The organism is Psychrobacter urativorans, assembly GCF_904846675.1.
GTDB classification, from domain to species: Bacteria; Pseudomonadota; Gammaproteobacteria; order Pseudomonadales; family Moraxellaceae; genus Psychrobacter; species Psychrobacter urativorans_B.
On record NZ_CAJHBT010000004.1, the window covers coordinates 134,431 to 152,833 of the forward strand.

Annotated in this window: 17 protein-coding genes, 1 tRNA gene and 1 pseudogene; 11 read left to right on the forward strand and 8 right to left on the reverse strand. The window is 41.1% G+C overall.

Translation table 11 applies throughout. From position 1 onward, the window contains the following. Positions 1–59: 59 nt before the first annotated feature. The 3 genes from JMY06_RS03810 to JMY06_RS03820 form a co-directional block, all read right to left on the reverse strand. Positions 60–419, reverse strand: a complete 360-nt coding sequence (locus tag JMY06_RS03810) for a SirB2 family protein (RefSeq protein WP_201616312.1) — start codon at positions 417–419, stop codon at positions 60–62. A 67-nt stretch (positions 420–486) separates the two neighbouring features. Next, a complete protein-coding gene (locus tag JMY06_RS03815; protein WP_201527350.1) occupies positions 487–828 on the reverse strand; it encodes a BolA family protein in 342 nt (113 codons plus the stop codon). A 264-nt stretch (positions 829–1,092) separates the two neighbouring features. Next, positions 1,093–1,905 (reverse strand): M48 family metallopeptidase, encoded by an 813-nt coding sequence (locus JMY06_RS03820; protein ID WP_201527352.1) that lies wholly within the window; start codon positions 1,903–1,905, stop codon positions 1,093–1,095. Positions 1,906–2,479: 574 nt separating this feature from the next. Between JMY06_RS03820 and JMY06_RS03825 the strand changes: the two genes are divergently transcribed. Both JMY06_RS03825 and JMY06_RS03830 read left to right on the forward strand, forming a co-directional pair. Beyond that, positions 2,480–2,554, forward strand: a tRNA-Gly gene (locus JMY06_RS03825). Positions 2,555–2,912: 358 nt separating this feature from the next. Then, entirely contained in the window at positions 2,913–3,713 is an 801-nt protein-coding gene (locus JMY06_RS03830) for a glucose 1-dehydrogenase (RefSeq protein WP_201616314.1), read from the forward strand. Between the two features lie 141 nt (positions 3,714–3,854). Here the strand turns inward: JMY06_RS03830 and JMY06_RS03835 are convergent, their stop codons facing one another. From JMY06_RS03835 to nadR, 3 genes are all read right to left on the reverse strand, one after another. Then, positions 3,855–4,307 carry a DUF962 domain-containing protein gene (locus JMY06_RS03835; RefSeq protein WP_201616316.1) on the reverse strand — a complete coding sequence of 151 codons (453 nt, stop codon included), beginning with the start codon at positions 4,305–4,307 and terminating at the stop codon, positions 3,855–3,857. 134 nt (positions 4,308–4,441) lie between these two features. Beyond that, complete coding sequence (pnuC, locus tag JMY06_RS03840) at positions 4,442–5,194, reverse strand: nicotinamide riboside transporter PnuC (protein WP_201527358.1); 753 nt, start codon at positions 5,192–5,194, stop codon at positions 4,442–4,444. Positions 5,195–5,345: 151 nt separating this feature from the next. After that, positions 5,346–6,386 carry a multifunctional transcriptional regulator/nicotinamide-nucleotide adenylyltransferase/ribosylnicotinamide kinase NadR gene (nadR, locus tag JMY06_RS03845; protein WP_201616319.1) on the reverse strand — a complete coding sequence of 347 codons (1,041 nt, stop codon included), beginning with the start codon at positions 6,384–6,386 and terminating at the stop codon, positions 5,346–5,348. 577 nt (positions 6,387–6,963) lie between these two features. Here nadR and JMY06_RS03850 point away from each other — a divergent pair. From JMY06_RS03850 to JMY06_RS03865, 4 genes and pseudogenes are all read left to right on the forward strand, one after another. Next, positions 6,964–7,176, forward strand: a complete 213-nt coding sequence (locus JMY06_RS03850; protein WP_201527362.1) for a PspC domain-containing protein — start codon at positions 6,964–6,966, stop codon at positions 7,174–7,176. A 413-nt stretch (positions 7,177–7,589) separates the two neighbouring features. Further along, a pseudogene (gene glyQ / locus JMY06_RS03855) lies at positions 7,590–8,525 on the forward strand (glycine--tRNA ligase subunit alpha); the annotation flags it as partial. A gap of 153 nt (positions 8,526–8,678) precedes the next feature. Further along, the gene (glyS, locus tag JMY06_RS03860; RefSeq protein WP_201616321.1) at positions 8,679–10,772 is read left to right on the forward strand and encodes a glycine--tRNA ligase subunit beta; all 2,094 of its coding nucleotides are present in this window, start codon (positions 8,679–8,681) and stop codon (positions 10,770–10,772) included. A gap of 304 nt (positions 10,773–11,076) precedes the next feature. Next, entirely contained in the window at positions 11,077–11,304 is a 228-nt protein-coding gene (locus JMY06_RS03865; RefSeq protein ID WP_320157841.1) for a hypothetical protein, read from the forward strand. 75 nt (positions 11,305–11,379) lie between these two features. Here the strand turns inward: JMY06_RS03865 and JMY06_RS03870 are convergent, their stop codons facing one another. Both JMY06_RS03870 and JMY06_RS03875 read right to left on the reverse strand, forming a co-directional pair. Further along, positions 11,380–11,859, reverse strand: a complete 480-nt coding sequence (locus tag JMY06_RS03870; RefSeq protein WP_201527366.1) for a cell division protein ZapA — start codon at positions 11,857–11,859, stop codon at positions 11,380–11,382. 85 nt (positions 11,860–11,944) lie between these two features. Then, positions 11,945–12,385, reverse strand: coding sequence for a hypothetical protein (locus JMY06_RS03875; protein WP_201616323.1), 441 nt, complete (start codon positions 12,383–12,385; stop codon positions 11,945–11,947). Positions 12,386–12,601: 216 nt separating this feature from the next. Here JMY06_RS03875 and JMY06_RS03880 point away from each other — a divergent pair, with 216 nt between their 5' ends. The 5 genes from JMY06_RS03880 to JMY06_RS03900 all read left to right on the forward strand — a co-directional run bounded on the left by JMY06_RS03880 (position 12,602) and on the right by JMY06_RS03900 (position 17,666). Beyond that, positions 12,602–13,255, forward strand: coding sequence for a UPF0149 family protein (locus JMY06_RS03880; RefSeq protein WP_201616325.1), 654 nt, complete (start codon positions 12,602–12,604; stop codon positions 13,253–13,255). Between the two features lie 405 nt (positions 13,256–13,660). Further along, the gene (locus JMY06_RS03885) at positions 13,661–14,644 is read left to right on the forward strand and encodes a formamidase (RefSeq protein ID WP_227672149.1); all 984 of its coding nucleotides are present in this window, start codon (positions 13,661–13,663) and stop codon (positions 14,642–14,644) included. A 306-nt stretch (positions 14,645–14,950) separates the two neighbouring features. Beyond that, the gene (locus JMY06_RS03890; RefSeq protein ID WP_201616327.1) at positions 14,951–15,433 is read left to right on the forward strand and encodes a nucleoside deaminase; all 483 of its coding nucleotides are present in this window, start codon (positions 14,951–14,953) and stop codon (positions 15,431–15,433) included. A gap of 62 nt (positions 15,434–15,495) precedes the next feature. Then, positions 15,496–16,770, forward strand: a complete 1,275-nt coding sequence (gene argE / locus JMY06_RS03895) for an acetylornithine deacetylase (protein WP_201616329.1) — start codon at positions 15,496–15,498, stop codon at positions 16,768–16,770. 167 nt (positions 16,771–16,937) lie between these two features. Next, positions 16,938–17,666 carry a LysE family translocator gene (locus JMY06_RS03900; protein ID WP_201616331.1) on the forward strand — a complete coding sequence of 243 codons (729 nt, stop codon included), beginning with the start codon at positions 16,938–16,940 and terminating at the stop codon, positions 17,664–17,666. The last annotated feature ends 737 nt before the right edge of the window (positions 17,667–18,403 follow it).

Sequence of the window (18,403 nt, forward strand, 5' to 3'; positions counted from 1 at the left end):
CAACTTGAAATCAGTTTCAAAACACATTTAGAACGCTTTTAAACGTACTTAGAACGCAATTAAAAAAGGTTGTCGGGCTTCACATATGCCAAGATAATAATGCCGACATAAGCGATGGCAGCGATAAGAATACCGGATTTACTTTGGGTGGTAGTCGCGTGGTTATTGAAAGCCTTGATGCTGGCACTAATGGCGGCCACAAATAAAACCATCTTAGCAATAACCCATTGTACCGGTGCATTGGCCTGTAGCAGCTGCAGGAGCATCCACCCGCCTGAGAGTAATAATAGCGCATAAACAATGTGGTTAGTAATTTTAATCACACGCGGCGCCCGTCTGTTAGCGCCTAAGACTAAATAGCTTTGGTATAAAAACAGCGCGATGACTACTACTGCCATCAGCATATGTAAATGTTTCATTAAAGGATATTCCTTTTAGCGTTACTGATTGCGAGCTTAAGTAGAAAGCTTACGATACAAATGATAACTAGCCTAGGTTTTGACCAGCACAGTTTGGGCTGTCAGGGCTTTGACCTTGCCATTCGTCTGGCGTATAAGCATGAATAGCCAAAGCGTGGACATCGCCACCTTGTGAGGTCAATAAATCTGTTACCAATTCATAAATCAATTGATGGCGGGCAACCAAACGCTTGCCAGTAAAATCAGTGCTAACGATAGTCAGCTTAAAGTGGCTCTCTTTACCCTCAAAATAACCGGCATGACTCATTGACTCATTAACCAGGTCAATATGCTGCGGTTGTAAGGCCTGTAGCGCTTCATCAAGGGCAGCAGCAGTAGGCGCAGAAGAGGCGGAGTTAGAGTTGCTCATAGCGATCCTTTATAGGGTAATGGCTAATAGGGGATATAGGTCTCGTTGGCTGCATTATAGCAGATACTGATATGAGCGTCGTATGGTAACGGGTTAAGGCATAGGAGACAAATAGGCTAATAAGTTTAAAACATAAAAGGCCAAGACATAAAAAAGCAAAACGCAAAATATATTTCACGTTCTGCCTATTCTTAAAGTTTTTCTAGACTTATCTGTGGACTTTATTTATTACGTTTTATTAGTAAATGCCTAGCTAATAAGATACTAGTGGCGTGATTTTTGATATAGCGGTGTTACTTTAGGCATCAAAGCTTGCAACTGAGCAATGCGATTGCTGCTCGATGGGTGAGTACTCAAGAATTGTGGGGGCTCGCCTTGGCTGGCACGTTGCATTTTTTGCCATAATGTAATTGCCGCTTGCGGGTTGTAACCGGCACGTGCCATTAGTTCTAGACCGATTTGGTCGGCTTCGCTTTCTTGCGTACGACTGTGCGGACGGCTTAGGCCAAAATCACCGGCGATGTTAGCCAATTGCGCCTGATCTTGAGAGAGACCGAAGACACTGGCAGCAACACCGATACCGGTTTGAGTTGCATATTCGCGTGAGAGTCGTTCGCGTGAGTGTTCACGGAGCGCATGCGCCATTTCGTGACCCATAATTGCTGCAATCTCGTCATCCGTCAAATTTAGACGATCAATGATGCCACTATAAAACATGATTTTGCCACCGGGCATTACAAAAGCATTCAACTCATTAGACTTAATAGCATGTACTTCCCATTTCCATTTCGCCGCATCGGGACGATAAACGCCGACTTGACCTACCAAACGGTTCGCGACATTTTTGAGGCGATTCAGTTGCGCAGTATTGGTATCCAGTACGCCACTTTTGCGTGCTTCTTGAATGTTTTTATTATAACTTTGTGCTGAAAGTTCTAGAACTTCTTCGCTTGAGACCAATAAAAGCTGCTGACGGTCAACGCCAATCGCGCCAGTGCTGGTAGTACTGGTACAACCAGAGAGGGTTAGGACCGACAATGACGCCGCCATAACCGTAGTGGTAAGCATTTTTTTCATAAGAAACATCCTCGCTGTAAAATATAAAATGGAACAAAAAGAAGCAGGCCAATTAGATTGGTAATTTAATTGGCCTTAGTATAATAATGATAAGCAAACTAAACCAGTGCAGTAAAAGTAACAATATAACGCAGCATTGTAACTAAACTTGTTATGTATCGGTAACGAGTAACTATAGATAGTATCGTTTATGGGTTTAAACAAGGATCAACTAAGCCATCTGTATTCAAATTATTCCTCAAAGTTATCTCAATTTAGAGTATTAATAAGCTGAAAATCGAGATTAAGGTCACAAATTAGAATATTAGCTCAGAGTGTATGCTTTTTCATCAAAATTTATTTAAAATACAATAATTATTATTAAAATTATAAATGGTCATAAAATCAATAGTATGTGATTAATATATCATTAGTTTCTGTAGAAACCCTCTCTAATCGCTCAGAATTTTAAAAAAATCATTGACAGCGTCAGAATATTTGATAGAATAGCCAGCCTATCGAGACAACGTTGTTATTAAATATCACGGTTCACAAGAACTAAGATGCAAAGCAGCTTTGATATACGATAGATTAAGCGGGAATAGCTCAGTGGTAGAGCATAACCTTGCCAAGGTTGGGGTCGAGAGTTCGAATCTCTTTTCCCGCTCCAAATATGGTTTTGTAAAAAGCGAAAAAGCCTCACTATATATATAGTGAGGCTTTTTTATGGCTGAACGCTTTTGCTTCTAACCTATAAATAATAGGCAATAACTAACAATTAATTGCTGATAAACAATGAGCTGTTTGAGTGAAATACTGGTGGTAGAGTAGTAGAGTAGTTAAACGGCTATAAACCGTTACAAAAAGCGAGCGAACTTAACACAGTTAATTTAGCCAATCCGCGCATACTTATATCTCGACAATATTTAGTTCTACTTATATTAAATTAAGTTAGATTTTAATAACTATTATTAATTATCATATCTTAATAATACAAAAAATAATAAGTACTATAAAGAGGACTTCTCATGAAAGTGCAAGAATTTAAACATAAAGAATTTAACGAATTATTTGATTTGTCTGGAAAGACTGCAATTATCACAGGTGGCGCTAACGGTATCGGTAAAGCGACAGCCCTACGATTGGCACAGGCTGGCGCTAATATCGCTATTGCTGATTTAAAATTAGATGATGCTAAAGAAGCTATCAAAGACATCGAAAAGTTTGGGGTTAAAAGTCTAGCGGTAGAATGCAATATCTTAAAAGATGATGACTTAGTAGCGATGGTCGATAAAGTCATGTCAGAATTTGGCTGCATTAATATTCTGATCAATAATGCTGGTGGTGGCGCGGGCGGTCAAGAAAATCCGTTCAAAATCTCAGTTGATGACTTTCGTCGTGACTTTGAATTGAACGTTTTCAGTGGCTGGCGTCTATGTCAATTATGTGTGCCGCATATGAAAGAATCAGGCTACGGTGCGATCGTGTTTACTACTTCTATGGCAAGTATTAATAAAGACCCTGATATCAGTGGCTATGCAGCATCAAAAGCAGCCGTCAATCACATGGTGGCAAATTTAGCCCATGACTTCGGACCTGAAGTGCGTATTAATGCGGTCGGTCCTGGTGCCACTCGTACTGACGCGCTAAAATCAGTACTAACCCCAAAGATTGAAAAAAGCATGCTTGCGCATACACCTATCCATCGTTTGGGTGAAGCAGACGATATTGCCGGTGCGATGCTATATTTTGCCTCGCCAATATCTGAATGGGTCAGTGGCCAAACACTATTTGTGAATGGTGGTGGCGTGCAAACGCTTGACCAATAAATATCAAATAAACGTATAAGAATTTTTTGAGTAAACAGCCTTTTATTACATAAGACTTTAGTAAACAAAAAGCGCGATCTTGTTATGACAAGGTCGCGCTTTTTTTATTGCCTATTTTTAAGTTTATCAACTTTAAGTTGCTTACTCTTTATGTCGTTCATTTCTCATCAGGCTATTAGCAACCCAGGCTGGACCAATTAATAAAAACTGTAAATCTTCAAAAAATGAGGGTTTTTTACCTTCGATTTTATGACCAACGAACTGCCCAATCCAAGCAATAACAAATATACTAGCCCAAACTTTGAAGCTCAATGGCAGAAATGCCATCACTGACAGGCAAATTAAGATGAATATACCCATCGCCATAAATAATGGCGTGGAGAGCTGCATGTAAAATAGCAATACTAAAGCGCTCAGGGCTAAAGTAAACCAGACCGATAATGACATGCCCATGCCTAAGATACTGACAAAGATAGTGGGCACACATAGCCAATGGATTTTTTTATTAACTAAGTTTTGATGACTGACGGCATATTCAGACAGCCACTGCTCCAGTGATCGCTTTGATATTCCCTGTTGACGAGTACGAGACATACTAACCTCCTTGTTAGTGAATGAACGATTAAACACTACTACTAATTAAACAGTGCTAATAACCTTTGTAGCACTATTCAAGCCAGTCCGCCACTTTTTGTCTAATTATTATCTCTTATACCTAGTCATTATCTTTATACCACTGCTGCCTTTAGTGCATCTTGTTCGCTACGATGCCATTCATAGAGGCCAACAAATGAATTCACTTGGTAAACCATAGTCTGAATGGCAAAAATATAGTTGCCCGACATTAAGTTTACGGTCAACCAGACGAAGTTTGAAATAATCCATAACCACCAGTTAAATGAATACCGTAAAATCATGGCCGCTTGTGCAGTAATTGATAATATAAAGGCGATAACGTTAATCCAAAAGAAAGAAATAAAGCCCAAAAACAGACTGTTGTCATCTTCTACTACCGCAAAGCCATAGCTAGCAAGTAAGTTATTGATAGTTGGGAACAGTGCCAGACCAATGATCATAAAGGTACCAGTAATCAACCAAACCCATTTGTTAGCTGATTTGGGTATCATATCGCCATCAGCGTCGGTATTCTTAGACCAATAAAATAGACCGTAGACGTGCGTAAAGAAGTTAAATAGCGGCGCGAGCATCAGACCTACAGAACCTGCAGTCGCTTGTACCACAACTTCACCTGAGGTCGCTGCCATACCAAAACCATTACCCATGATATTTTTTCGGAATGACAGTGATACCACACAGACCAAGCCGATAAAGGACACGCCTAAATAAAACATATCTAGTGTAGTGTGCTCAGTGGTTACCCAAAAACCTGCGGATAAGGCGGCGACCCCGCAGATGAACCAAGTGACAATCCATTGCATCGACCATTTTCTGGTGATGTTGTCCAATAACTGAATGCGCATAACTCTATTGTCCTCAAAATGGCACTTAAAAATTGCTATCAGCCCTATAGTCATCAAGGTGCTGATAATAAAATTATTATTATAAATTTAGTATTACTAAATCGGTCTTTTTAAATATCTGTTTTTGAATACATAAACTACGAATATTTTATTATTTGCCATAAATATGCTGGTCGATAAAGGTGACGGCTTGCTGATAGCGCGCATCGTAGTCGGGCTTATCAATCAGATGCGGCTGGATATTATGACGGGAAAAAATATCTAATAACCGTTGCTCAAAACGTCCGCGTGCATCAGGATTACCTAATGAGCGCATGCCATCAGCGACCCACGGCGTATTATTATCGAGCATTATGGTATGGTCTAAACGAAACTCATCGACACAGGCGCTGACAAATGGATGGGTGCGTCCTTCATATTCTTCACAAAACGCTTGCGTCGTCACAAAGTCAGTATCAATAATAGTTACCGGCGCGGTGGCATTAGCAGCGGCCTTACGTATGGCTTGGGCGTGATTGAGTGCAATCGGGCCATAGTCGCTGTATTGCAGCCCAATCTCGCTACCACCCAAATCTGTACCTACATAAAGCCGTCCCATCTCCAGCACAAAGCTGGCACCATAATAATTGGCAAGTTTATGCACTAAGGTCGTCTTACCTGAGCTTTCACCGCCGACAATAGCAACCGTTTTAGTATAATCGCCACGCGCTTGCGGATGAATCGCTGACCAATGAGCAATGGGGTCACGAGCAATCGCATAAGAGTCAAACTCTGGCTGTAGCGGAGTAGTGATGACATTCATGAGCAGCTGCTCACGCGTACCGTCCTGCGCTAACGAGTGATTTTCTGCGACGAACAATACTGTATCTGTGGGCAAGCTGAGCTCACCAATAATACGCTGCAGTTTGGCATTACTCGCAGTGATATCTATTGAGACTTCATCGAAGCTTTCATGTAAGGGTAGCGCGATTTCATTGGTCGTATGAATCTGAATAAACGGCAGCTCAGCACAAGCCATCTGTAGCCAGCGCGCCTTATCTTGAAGCGTAATGGTGAAGTCAGGATGCGGCGAAGGATGTTTGGTAATGATAATGTGTAAGCTCTTTGCCTGTCCAGCAGCGTCCAAAATACTACGTATCTGTCCTAGATGTAGCGGCTCGAAATGACCGATTATAATACCTGTGTTGACCATAATAGCCCTTATATTACCGGGTATGAAGTGACAGTGGATTTATCATATAAATTATCTATCAGCATGGTATAAAGGTTTGCGTGCTGATACAGGTGGGTTATTGTAAATATGCAGACCATTACAATGGTTAGTTGTAAAGACAGGAACAATTAACATCAGCAGTTTTATATTGAGGCTGACACTCTAAAGTTAATACACTAAAGCCAAAGATATCAATAACATAAAACATGAAGTAAATAATAATAAAAATTAATAAGATTTATTAATAAGTTTACTATTATAGAATGAAGGAGCTGTTAAGTGTCTAGTAATAGAACAGCAGAGTAATAGTAATAACTCAGTAACAAACCATTATCTGAAATATTTTGAAATATTTATTTAAAATCAGGGTGTTACAAGCTACTAATGAGAGATAAGAGCAAGTTTGGTTAGCATAAAGTCACAAAGCACACCTACTTAGCCAACAGTCAATATTCAATTGCTTGCTATAATTATTACTAAGTTAAACGGACTAATAACTAATTAAAATAATTGTTAAATTAAAACTTAATAAAACTAAGAAAGAGAGGTATGAGTTTTGGCTAAATTAGCAAAGTTACATCGCTCGAAGAATAATAAAATGATTGCTGGTGTGATGGGCGGTATCGCAGAATATGCAGGCTGGTCGCCAATGTGGGTGCGGTTATTGTTTGTGGTCATTTCTTCCTTAAGTGCAGCGGTACCAGGTATCTTGATTTATATTGTTCTATGGATTGTTATGCCAAAAGTTAGCAGCCAATCTTATCAGTAAGTGCAAGTCAGTAAGTATGAATTAATAAGTACAAACAGATTCAATATTTAATTTTGATAAAGACATAGAACTAGTAGCTTATAAAAAACAAAAGCCTGATGCAACAGGATACCGGTATTACACTTTTCCTCCTACCCAGATGTTCATTCATCTGGGTATTTTTTTGTTGTATAAGGTGTATGAAAGGTTTTGAAGTAGTCACATACGTAGTTGCCATTACTGTTATAAGGCATTAATGATGAGCGTATTCTTAACCGCGATATAAATTTAATTACTGTAAATATGGATAAAATAGCCATTTTTTAGTAAGGTAAGCAGGCTAATAGTTGAGCGGCCGAACGTGCCGCAGCAACTTTAAATATTAACTTTGATTGGCTTTAGTCAAAAACTCCTCATTCCACAGTGATTTTCCTATGAATTCCCAAACGCTGACCTTCCAAGATTTGATTTTAACCTTACAAAATTACTGGGCGGATAAGGGCTGCGTGATACTGCAGCCTTACGATATGGAAGTAGGTGCGGGTACTTTTCATACCGCTACCTTCCTGCGCTCTTTAGGGCCTGAGCGCTGGAATGCTGCTTACGTGCAGCCGTCACGTCGCCCAACTGATGGGCGCTATGGTGATAATCCTAACCGTCTGCAGCATTATTATCAGTTCCAAGTGGTACTTAAGCCCAATCCACCCAATATGCAAGAGCTGTATTTAGGCTCGCTAAAAGCCATAGGTATTGACCCGCTAGTGCATGACGTGCGTTTTGTCGAAGACAACTGGGAGTCGCCAACGCTAGGGGCGTGGGGTCTCGGTTGGGAGATTTGGCTTAATGGTATGGAAGTCACCCAGTTTACTTACTTCCAGCAAGTCGGCGGTATTGAGTGCTTCCCAGTCACCGGCGAGATTACTTATGGTCTTGAGCGCTTAGCAATGTATGTGCAAGGCGTCGATAGTGTTTATGACTTGGTATGGGCGGACGGTGAGTTTGGCCGCGTTACTTATGGTGATGTTTTTCATCAAAACGAAGTAGAGCAGTCCACTTATAACTTTGAGCATGCCGATGTGCCAAAAATGGGTGAGCTATTTGATTTTTATGAGCAGCAAGCGGATAAGTTGGTTGACGCAGGTTTGCCATTACCCGCTTATGAGATGGTGCTAAAAGCGTCGCATGCCTTTAATCTACTGGATGCTCGTGGCGCCATTTCGGTCACTGAACGTCAGCGTTTTATCCTACGAGTACGTACTTTATCGCGGAAGGTTGCTTTGGGCTATGTTGAAGCACGCGCAAAATTGGGCTTTCCGTTAGCGGATGAGGCACATCGCCAAGCGGCCTTGGATAAGTATTTGCCCAAAGAAGCTAGTGGCTCAGAAGGCAGTAAAAAAGAAAGTAACGATACGAATGCCGATAAAGCTGCTAAAGATTCCGGTAAAGGCAAAGCGGCTAAAAATAAAACTAATAAAGCCAATGACACTAATAATGCTACAGACGATAATAAATAGGAGCATCCCATGACCACCATTTTGTTTGAACTGGGGTGTGAAGAACTGCCTCCAAAGAGCCTAAAACCTCTACGTGACGCGCTACAAGCTAGTGTTACTGCCCAGCTAAACGACGCTAACATTAACTTCGATAGTATGAAAGCCTTTGCGGCACCGCGCCGCTTGGCACTACAGATTCATGGTATTGCTGATAAACAACCTGACCGCAGCGAGCAAAAGCGCGGCCCTGCTATTAAAGCCGCCTTTGATGCGGAAGGTAATCCGACGCGTGCGGCATCGGGCTTTGCTAAAGGTTTGGGTATTGATCCAAGCGCGCTAATCACTATTAATATGGACAAAGGCGACTATGTCGGCTATGAGCAAATCATTCATGGAAGGGCGACCACTGAGCTACTACCACAGATATTTCAGACGGCACTCGATAATTTGCCAATTGCGAAACGTATGCGTTCAGGCACCAGCCGCAACGAGTTTGTACGTCCGGTACAGTGGGCGGTACTCATGCAAGATGACAGCGTAATTGATGGTACTATTCAAGGTCATCAGACAGGCAAGCAAACGCGTGGACATCGTTTCCACAGTCCCGACTATCATACGATTAACCATGCCAATGACTATGAGTCATTACTAGACAGCCTAAAAGTCGTTGCTGATTTTGATAAGCGCCAAATGCTGATTAATAATCAAGTGAAAGCCTTGGCAGACGAGATTAATACCAATGCGATTGTACCGCAGAGTTTATTGGATGAAGTGACCGCTTTGGTTGATTTCCCCATTGCTTTGCGTGCCAGCTTTGAGCCGCGATTTTTACAAGTACCGCAAGAAGCGCTTATCTCAACCATGCAGGCGGATCAAAAGTATTTTTGTCTGACCGATAAAGACGGCACATTGCAACCTTACTTCATTTTCATTACCAATATTGAATCAAAAGATGCCAGCCAAATCATTGAAGGTAATGAGAAGGTTGTGCGTCCGCGTCTAGCTGATGCTGAGTTCTTTTTCTTACAAGATCAGAAGCAGCCGTTGTTCGCGTTGACCGAAAGTCTAAAAACTCGCGTATTCCAAGATCAGCTGGGTACTATTTGGGAAAAATCTGAACGAATTGCCAAGCTTGCCGCCTTTATCGCCGCTTTATTGCAGAAACAAGGCAAGCAAATTGATATTGATGAAACGGCACGCGCGGCTATGTTATCAAAAGCTGATTTAGCAAGCTCGCTAGTCGGTGAATATCCTGATTTGCAAGGTATCGCTGGCACTTATTATGCGCGCCTTAATAATGAGCCTGAAGCCGTTGCTGCTAGTTTGGAAGAGCAGTATCTGCCGAAGTTTAGCGGTGACGTGTTACCACAAACGCCTATTGGGATTTGTCTAGCATTGGCGGATCGCTTAGATACGTTAGTGGGTATTTTCGCCATTGACCAAGCACCTACTGGCTCAAAAGACCCGTTTAGTTTACGCCGCTCAGCCATTGGTATTTTACGTATTTTGATTGAAAAGCGGCTGCCAATTAATTTAGTTGCTCTAGTAGAACAAGCGATAAAAAACTACGCCAGCGAGGAAGTAAGCAAAATCACTAAAATGGGTGATACTTTTACCCAAGTGATGGCGTTCTTAAATTCTCGTTATCGGGCAATGTATACTGAGCAAGGTGTCAGAGTCGATACCATTCAGGCGGTGCAAGCGATTAATCCGCATATGCCGCTTGATTTTGATCAGCGTATTCGCGCCGTGCAAGCATTTAGTGAGCTACCACAAGCGGAACAGCTTGCTGACTCTAACAAGCGCGTGGCCAATATTCTTGCTAAATCTGAGGCTGCCGTTGCTGATTCGGTTAATGAGGCGCTACTGTCTGAGCCTGCTGAACAGGCATTGTATAGTGCAGTTCACCAAGCGCGAACGGCTGTGACACCATTATTAGAGCAAGCCAATTACACTCAAGTACTGCAAACTTTGGCCAGCTTAGATGTGCCGTTAACCCAGTTCTTTGACGGCGTGATGGTCAATAGTGAAGATGCCACACTCAAAAATAATCGCTTGGCGTTATTGAAACAAGTACGGGCATTGTTCCTGACGGTAGCTGATATTAGTGAGCTACAATTATAAGTTAGTTGCTATAAAATTGTTGTTATGAAACGCTTAATCTTATTTTATCTGCATAAAAAAACTGGCTACGGAAGTCAGTTTTTTTGTGCAAATGTGATTAATAAATAATATAGGGTGGCGAGCGTGCTAGTAATTAAACAGAGCAATGATTGTGCTACAGGCGCAATTTACAGTAAAGTTTATACTATATCCGTAGTTCATTAAGCCTAGTTAATCCACTATTACTCGAAGGAGCACTGCCGTGTTTGCCGTTATCATTATAATAATTATAGTCTGGATTGTAATGTGGGGTTTTTATAAGGTTATGTACCCACGACCCCCAAAGAGCATGATGCCTAAAGAGGGCGATGTGACCACGCCGCGCAATTGTGACTTTTGTGGTAATAGCTTAGCCGAGTATCGCGGTGTGCTTGAGACCAGTCCTACTGAGCTTAGTAGTGACACTGATACCACTACCAAAATCAATAATGAGCTGTTCTTTTGCAACTATGAACATCAAGCCGATTTTCATGCCGGTAGAAGCTATAAGTAACCCGCATAACTTATCATTAAAACGTTAATCATTAAGACGCTAAGTTTTAACTTAACAACTAAGTATTTAAATAAGTTATAAAATAGATTGAGCGTCTTGCATGATTTTGTTCAATAAGGCTACTGACTGTTCGGTTTTGTGCCGATGGTCTGCATCAGTTTTGTTCTGCGAATGAATTTTTTCGTATAAATTTAAGCAGCACAGTACCAATAGGTTTTCTTGCGGTAAGTTCGGTGCTTCTTGCTTAATATCCAATACAAAATTATTAATATAATACACAGCCGAGCGTAGTTCTTCTTCTTCATTAATAGGACAATAAATTTGATACGTAACACCCGCAATAACGATATCTACTTTTTTCATTTGCGGTTTTTGATCTTCTGTCGCCTTTTTGCTAACGTCTGATGTTTTGCGCTCAGCGACTAGATTAGGGGTTGCCGTCTGCGTTTGATTGGCTGGGGCGTTAGTGTTTTGTTCAGACGTTTTTTTGGGCTGGGCTTGAGACGTGTTGCTCGGAGTCTGGGCGCTTTTAGTGTCAGTGCGGTCATTGGTCATAAGAAATCCTACAAGGTATTAGTATGTGGGTAAAATAATAGGGTGATAAAATATAGCGGCTGCAATAGCTATTAAGTAAAAGATATTAACCATCCACTTGATCAATACGGGTCAGACGCTTTAAGACGACTTCGGTACGTTCGGATGCCAGCTGGTTTTTCTCTTGTAAGTCATGGTTTTGTTTTTGCAGATCACTGTTTTTCTGTTTAACTTCATGATTATGCTGCTGTAGTGACTTATTTTGCTGCTGTAAGTCTGCCAACTGTTTTTGTAGTTTGTCTTGATCTTCACCAATCATATGATGGGCTTCGGCAAGGCTTTGATACCGTTTATCAAGCTCGATAAATTGCTTTTTGGCGGTATCACGTTCTGCATAACTATTATCAAGCTTGGATTTGAGTGCGGCTAATTCTTTGGGATCAGTATTTTGCTGCTGTTTGCAGCTATTAAGTTCAACACTGACCAGCTGATATTGTTTCTTTATATCGAGTATCGTTTTTTCTAGGTTTTTGAGTTGATCATACATAGTCAGTTTTTACCCTTAATAAATGAGCGTGAATGAATTTTGGTAGATACGTTTAATAATGCCATAGGTGACCGCATTATATCTATATCAACAAAGTAATTGCAGCTATTGCGCTTTGTTTTTCACTTTTATTAATTATCGCGCTGCAAACAGCGTCAGGCTGCGACTATTGCCTATTAATATAATATACGCAAATTAACCCTTAGGATGACCTTTATGAATGACAATATTTCTGGCTGGAACACTTGGTGCAAGGCATTTGAAGAATGGACGGATGTGTCCGTCAGCGAGATACATGGCTTCATGACTGGATTAATGACTGCTTGTGAGGCACCTGATGAGCAAGGTTGGGCTACCGTACTTAATGAGCTGAGCTTTGCACCATTACCAGATGAGGCGCTGACTTTGCTTACCGAAGAAGCTGAAGACACCGTATTTCAGCTTAAAGATAAAGACGACGCCTATTCTTATACGCCGCTGGTACCTGATGACGAACACGACTTGTACGAGCGTGTGATAGCACTGAAACAGTGGGCTAATGGCTTTATGACTGGCTTTGGCATCACCGATTGTCGTTTGACTAGCGAGGAAAATGAGATGCTTACGGATTTGGCAAAGATTGGCGGTATTCGTTTAGAGGATGATGAAGAATATGAGGGCGGCGAAGAGTCTTATCTCTACATTTATGAATTTGCACGGATGGTGCCGGTCAGTTTTGCAACGCGTCAGCGTAAAGCTATTAAAGACTTGGCATTGATTGCAGGATTGGCGATTGATGCTAAAACCACCAAAGAGCTACAAGCAGAAGGTAAGCTACCAAAACCTATGCCGCCTGTGGTTAATGTGATGAACCAAGATAATCCTTCATAACAATACGGGGCGAATCTAAAATTAGTATCAATGCTTTAAAAGCAAAGTGGTTCTACACTAAATGTTGGAGCGTTCAAACAATCCAACCAAGAAAAAGACAAGCAATCTCCAATGTCTTCCATACTTAAATTGTCGAGAAATGAGTAAAGAAAAGGAGATGCGTGCATTTAAATTTTACCACGAAATTTATTAGCTGGAATTGCAGAGTTGCAAAAAGTGCTACGCATGCGCCAAAATACTATTGACTCATAAGTACAAGGATATTGGCGTTTACGGGGGTTGGGATGAAAAATACTTCATCTCCCCCAACATTTGACGGGGAAACTTTTTGGTCGTATGATGATTATAGAGCGTCTCTCTACTCTGTCGATATGAGTATAGTATATTTAAAAAAGGAGTTTTATAATGAATGGACTTGGCGGATTGAATAAATCTCCAAACGGAGTGGTTCTAGGGTTAGTACAGTTGCAATTACCAATAACAAAAACGAAAGGTGACTTGACTAAACAAACCGAGAAAGTATGTGAGATGGTTCGAAAAGCAAAGCGGTTTATAGCCCCCATCGATCTTGTCGTATTTCCAGAATATATGCTTCATGGACTTTCAATGGATATGAATGACGAGATTATGTGTGATATCGATGGACCTGAAGTGTCTGAACTGAAAAAAGTTTGTAAGGAAAATCAAATTTGGGGATGTTTTTCAATAATGGAATATAACCCTAATGGAAATCCTTATAATACCGGATTAATTATAAATGATCAGGGCCAGATAAAATTAAACTGTCGAAAATTACATCCCTGGGTTCCTGTTGAACCATGGGAACCGGGTAATCTGGGTTTGCCTGTGTGTGACGGACCAAATGGAAGTAAATTAGGGCTAGTTATTTGCCATGATGGAATGTTTCCAGAGGTTAGTCGTGAACTTGCATATAAAGGTGCAGATGTTATTTTACGTACAGCTGGTTATACGCCACCAATTCGACATTCTTGGAAGATAACCAATCAAACAAATGCATTTTGCAACCTTGCGTATACCGCGTCCGTTGCTATGTGTGGAAGTGATGGGACCAATGATTCGATGGGGGAAGCCATGATTGTTGGGTTTGATGGTGTAACACTCGTAACAGGTAGTAACCGCGCCGACGAAATAATCACTGGAGAAGTTAGACCTGATTTGGCACTTGAGGCTCGAATCAACTGGGGAGTTGAAAATAATATCTACCAGTTAGGGCACCGAGGATTTGTTGCCGTAGAAGGCGGAGTAATGGACGCCCCATATACGTATATGGACGATTTGAAAAACGGAACATATAGTCTTCCTTGGGAAGATAAAATTAAGCATAAAGATGGGCAAGCTTATGGTTTTGATACCCCTCGAAAAAAATGACGTTAGGAATCATACAACACAATTTATACGCCATACATGTAAGCACTTGCTACGTCGGCACTCGTGAACTGAACTCCAAATGGTAGATACTTTAAAAAAAGTGACCCATTTGGTTTTTTTTCTATCTTTAGACCCCAACATTTGACGAAAAACCAAAAAAGTTAAATATGAATCATACAGCTTGTTAGTATTTATACTTATTTACATTATCTTGCGAGTAGCATGGTTAATGGTTAGACTGATACTTTGAAAGTATAATATGCCTAATAGCGTTAGACGAATATAAAATAATAGGGATAATAAATTATGTTAACTGATAATGATAAAAAACATTTGCACCGCTGTATCGAGCTTGCTGCTGAAGCTTTAGAGGCCGGTGATGAGCCTTTTGGTAGCGTGCTGGTCGATAGTAAAGGTACCGTACTTAACGAAGACCGTAATCGTGTTAATACTGTCGATGCCACTTATCATCCTGAGATTGCAGTCGCGCGCTGGGCGGCAAAAAATATGACGGCTGAAGAACGTGCCAAAGCAGTGGTTTATACCTCCGGTGAGCACTGCGCAATGTGTTCAGCTGCGCATGGTTTGGCAGGACTTGGCCGTATTGTCTATGTCAGCTCCTCCAAGCAATTTGGCGAGTGGATGAAGGAGATGGGCGTAGAGTCTCCGCTACCTATCAATACCTTAACCATTCAAGAAGTGGCTCCTAACGTACCCGTTGAAGGTCCAATTGATGGTTTAGATGATGAGGTAAAAGAATTGCAACGCCGTGCCCAGCAAAAAAGTTAATAGTTATATTTGATACCGGTACAGTGATTTTTAATATCGTCTTTATACGATAAGGATATCCAATGTCTCTATATAGTGGCGTTCATAATAATAAGCATAACGATAAGCACAATGACAGTCAGCCTAATAGCATCACCTCTTATCCTGAACAGAGTATTGATTGGTTAACGCGGCTGATTGGCTTTGACACGGTCAGTCGCCATTCAAACTTGGCGCTAATCAAAGACGTGCAGACTTATTGTGAGCAGTTAGGCTTGATGATAGATTTGACTTTTAATGAGGCCCAAGACAAAGCCAATTTATTTGTCACTGTTCCGGCAGGTGATAATACTAACGGCGCAGCCATCGTAAACGGCGGGCTGGTACTCTCAGGTCATAGCGATGTGGTGCCGGTTGATGGGCAAGATTGGACGTCCGATCCATTTACCGCTACTATTCGTGGGTCGCGCCTTTATGGGCGTGGAGCCTGCGATATGAAAGGTTTTATTGCCTGCGCATTAACGGTATTACCACGTGCTGCAGAGCTGTCTAAAAGTGGCAAATTGAAGCGTCCACTGCATTTGGCATTGTCGTTCGATGAAGAAGTCGGCTGTTTGGGGGCGCCATTAATATTGGCAGACCTAAAGGCGCGCGGTATCACCCCTGACTATTGTATCGTTGGTGAGCCCACTAATATGGCTATGGTAGTGGCGCATAAAGGCATAGCTGTTTATCGCTGCCGCGTCCACGGCAAATCGGCGCATTCCTCCTTGACCGCGCAGGGCGTGAACGCCATTAGCTATGCCAGTCGTTTGGTTGGTTTCGTTGATGATTTAGCTGAAGAATTAAACCAGCGTGATGGCTCTCTCGATGAAGGTAATGCGCTGTTTGATGTGCCTTATTCAACGCTCTCCGTAGGAACGATTCAAGGTGGTACGGCGACCAATATTGTTCCTAATCTATGTGAGTTTACTTTTGATTATCGTAATCTTCCGCATATGACTCAAGAGGACATTCTAACGCCTATTCAAGCAAAAGTAGCGGAGCTGAGCGCGCAGATGCAAGCGCGAGCGCCGGAGACCGGCATTGAGTTACTGCAAGAAGTAGGCGTGCCAGCGATGACTGATAGTGATAGCACGGAACTACAACAGTTAATAGTCGCGCTCACCAAAGATAATCAGCGCCACAAAGTTGCCTATGCCACTGAGGGCGGTCAGTTTACCAATGCCGGTATTCCAACCATAATTTGCGGTCCCGGTAGTATTGAGCAAGCGCACAAAGCCGATGAGTATGTTGAGCTGAGTGAGCTTGAGCGCTGTGATAGTTTTTTGCAGCGTCTGCTAGATAGTTGCTGTTAGGCAGCTGTTATTAAAGAGCGCTCATTAATGAAGTGAACTTTGCAATCGTAAAGCATTTTTAATCTTAATTAGTATAAAATACACCGTCTTTATGGCGGTGTTTGCTTTTTTTAGAATCGCAATATTTTAACTTAAACACTTTTAAACGATAACTTAGGGGTTGGTTGATGTCTTGGCATCTGTTTGCGGTATTTTTTGCAAGTACTTTTTTTATATCGGCCACCCCAGGCCCCAACATGTTGCTGGCATTTCAGTATGGTCTCAATTATGGCGTAAAGCGCACGATATGGACGCTGGCAGGTTTAAGTGTTGGGCTGTTTATTTTGCTGTTATCGACACTGCTTGGACTGGACGTCATTAGCCGACAGTCACCTTGGCTATTAACTTTGATTAAGGCTATTGGCGGCCTATATTTGCTTTATTTAGGGATTAGCTCGTGGCGTAATGCGGGTGATAACGGCAGTTTAATGACCGATGCTCAAGCGATGAGTGCAGAGATTGACTCAAGCTATCCTGATATGACGGCTACTAATAGACCGGCACCTCGCTCGCTGTCTAGTGCTGCGGTCAAAGCTATCCCTAGTGATTTTATATTATTTCGCACAGGCGTATGGGTAGCATTATCAAATCCAAAAGCGATTTTATTTTTTGCAGCCTTTTTCCCAAAATTTATTAATTTTAGTCTGCCGCTCTGGCCTCAATATATCGCTTTAACTTTAGGGCTTTATCTAAGTGAAATTATTTGGCAGCTGATTTATACCCTAGGTGGTAAAAAACTATCAGGCTGGCTGGATGTTGGGGAGCGCTTAGCTTGGCTTAATCGTGGTTGCGGAGTTATTTTTATACTTATTGCAGCAGCGCTACTTATTGAAGTTACTAATAGCTTTATAATTTAATAATGTATTCTGCATTTTAGCCGTAACTATAAATATATTTTAAGTAGTAGGAAGTAACTATTAATAAAGAGTAGATAGGATATTATTGACATTAATATTTAAAAATATATAATGATTATTAGGCATCCTATTAAAATCTAAACCCATTTTATAATGCTATCAAATAACGTTATATGATACTAATCATCTAACGTATCTTCATTAATTTGCTATAGTCATCTAATGACGATCAGCCACAACCGACGGAGGAATCACTATGTCCCACCCAAACACCAAGACGTTCTTAAAGAGTAAAGCAGTTGAAGAGATGACAGCAGTAATGACCTCGCAAAGGTTGGTTAAATTTTAGTTAAGAGCTACTTATTGATATCTTTCAATAAGTAGCCATCGATACCTATCTGCTTTACTACACCTTACCAAGTCTACTACATACTGATGTAAATCATGTCGCGCACTATTGCGTAGATGTTTTTTGCTTGGCTATGCCTGTTCGCTCATATCTATAAAGCATGAATGCTGTATACAACGATTTTCACTTATGGATTTCGTCTACTCTATTGCTATTTAAGATCTGACTCTTGTAAATATTAAATTCTTTAAAGCGTCTAAAAAATAACATGTATTTTTATTAACTCTATTTATTTAGTTTTAATAAAGATAAAGATATATTTTTATCTAAAATTTATGAAAGATAAGTTATTTTCTTATTTAATTAAGGCAGAGAAGGAATGTTTACA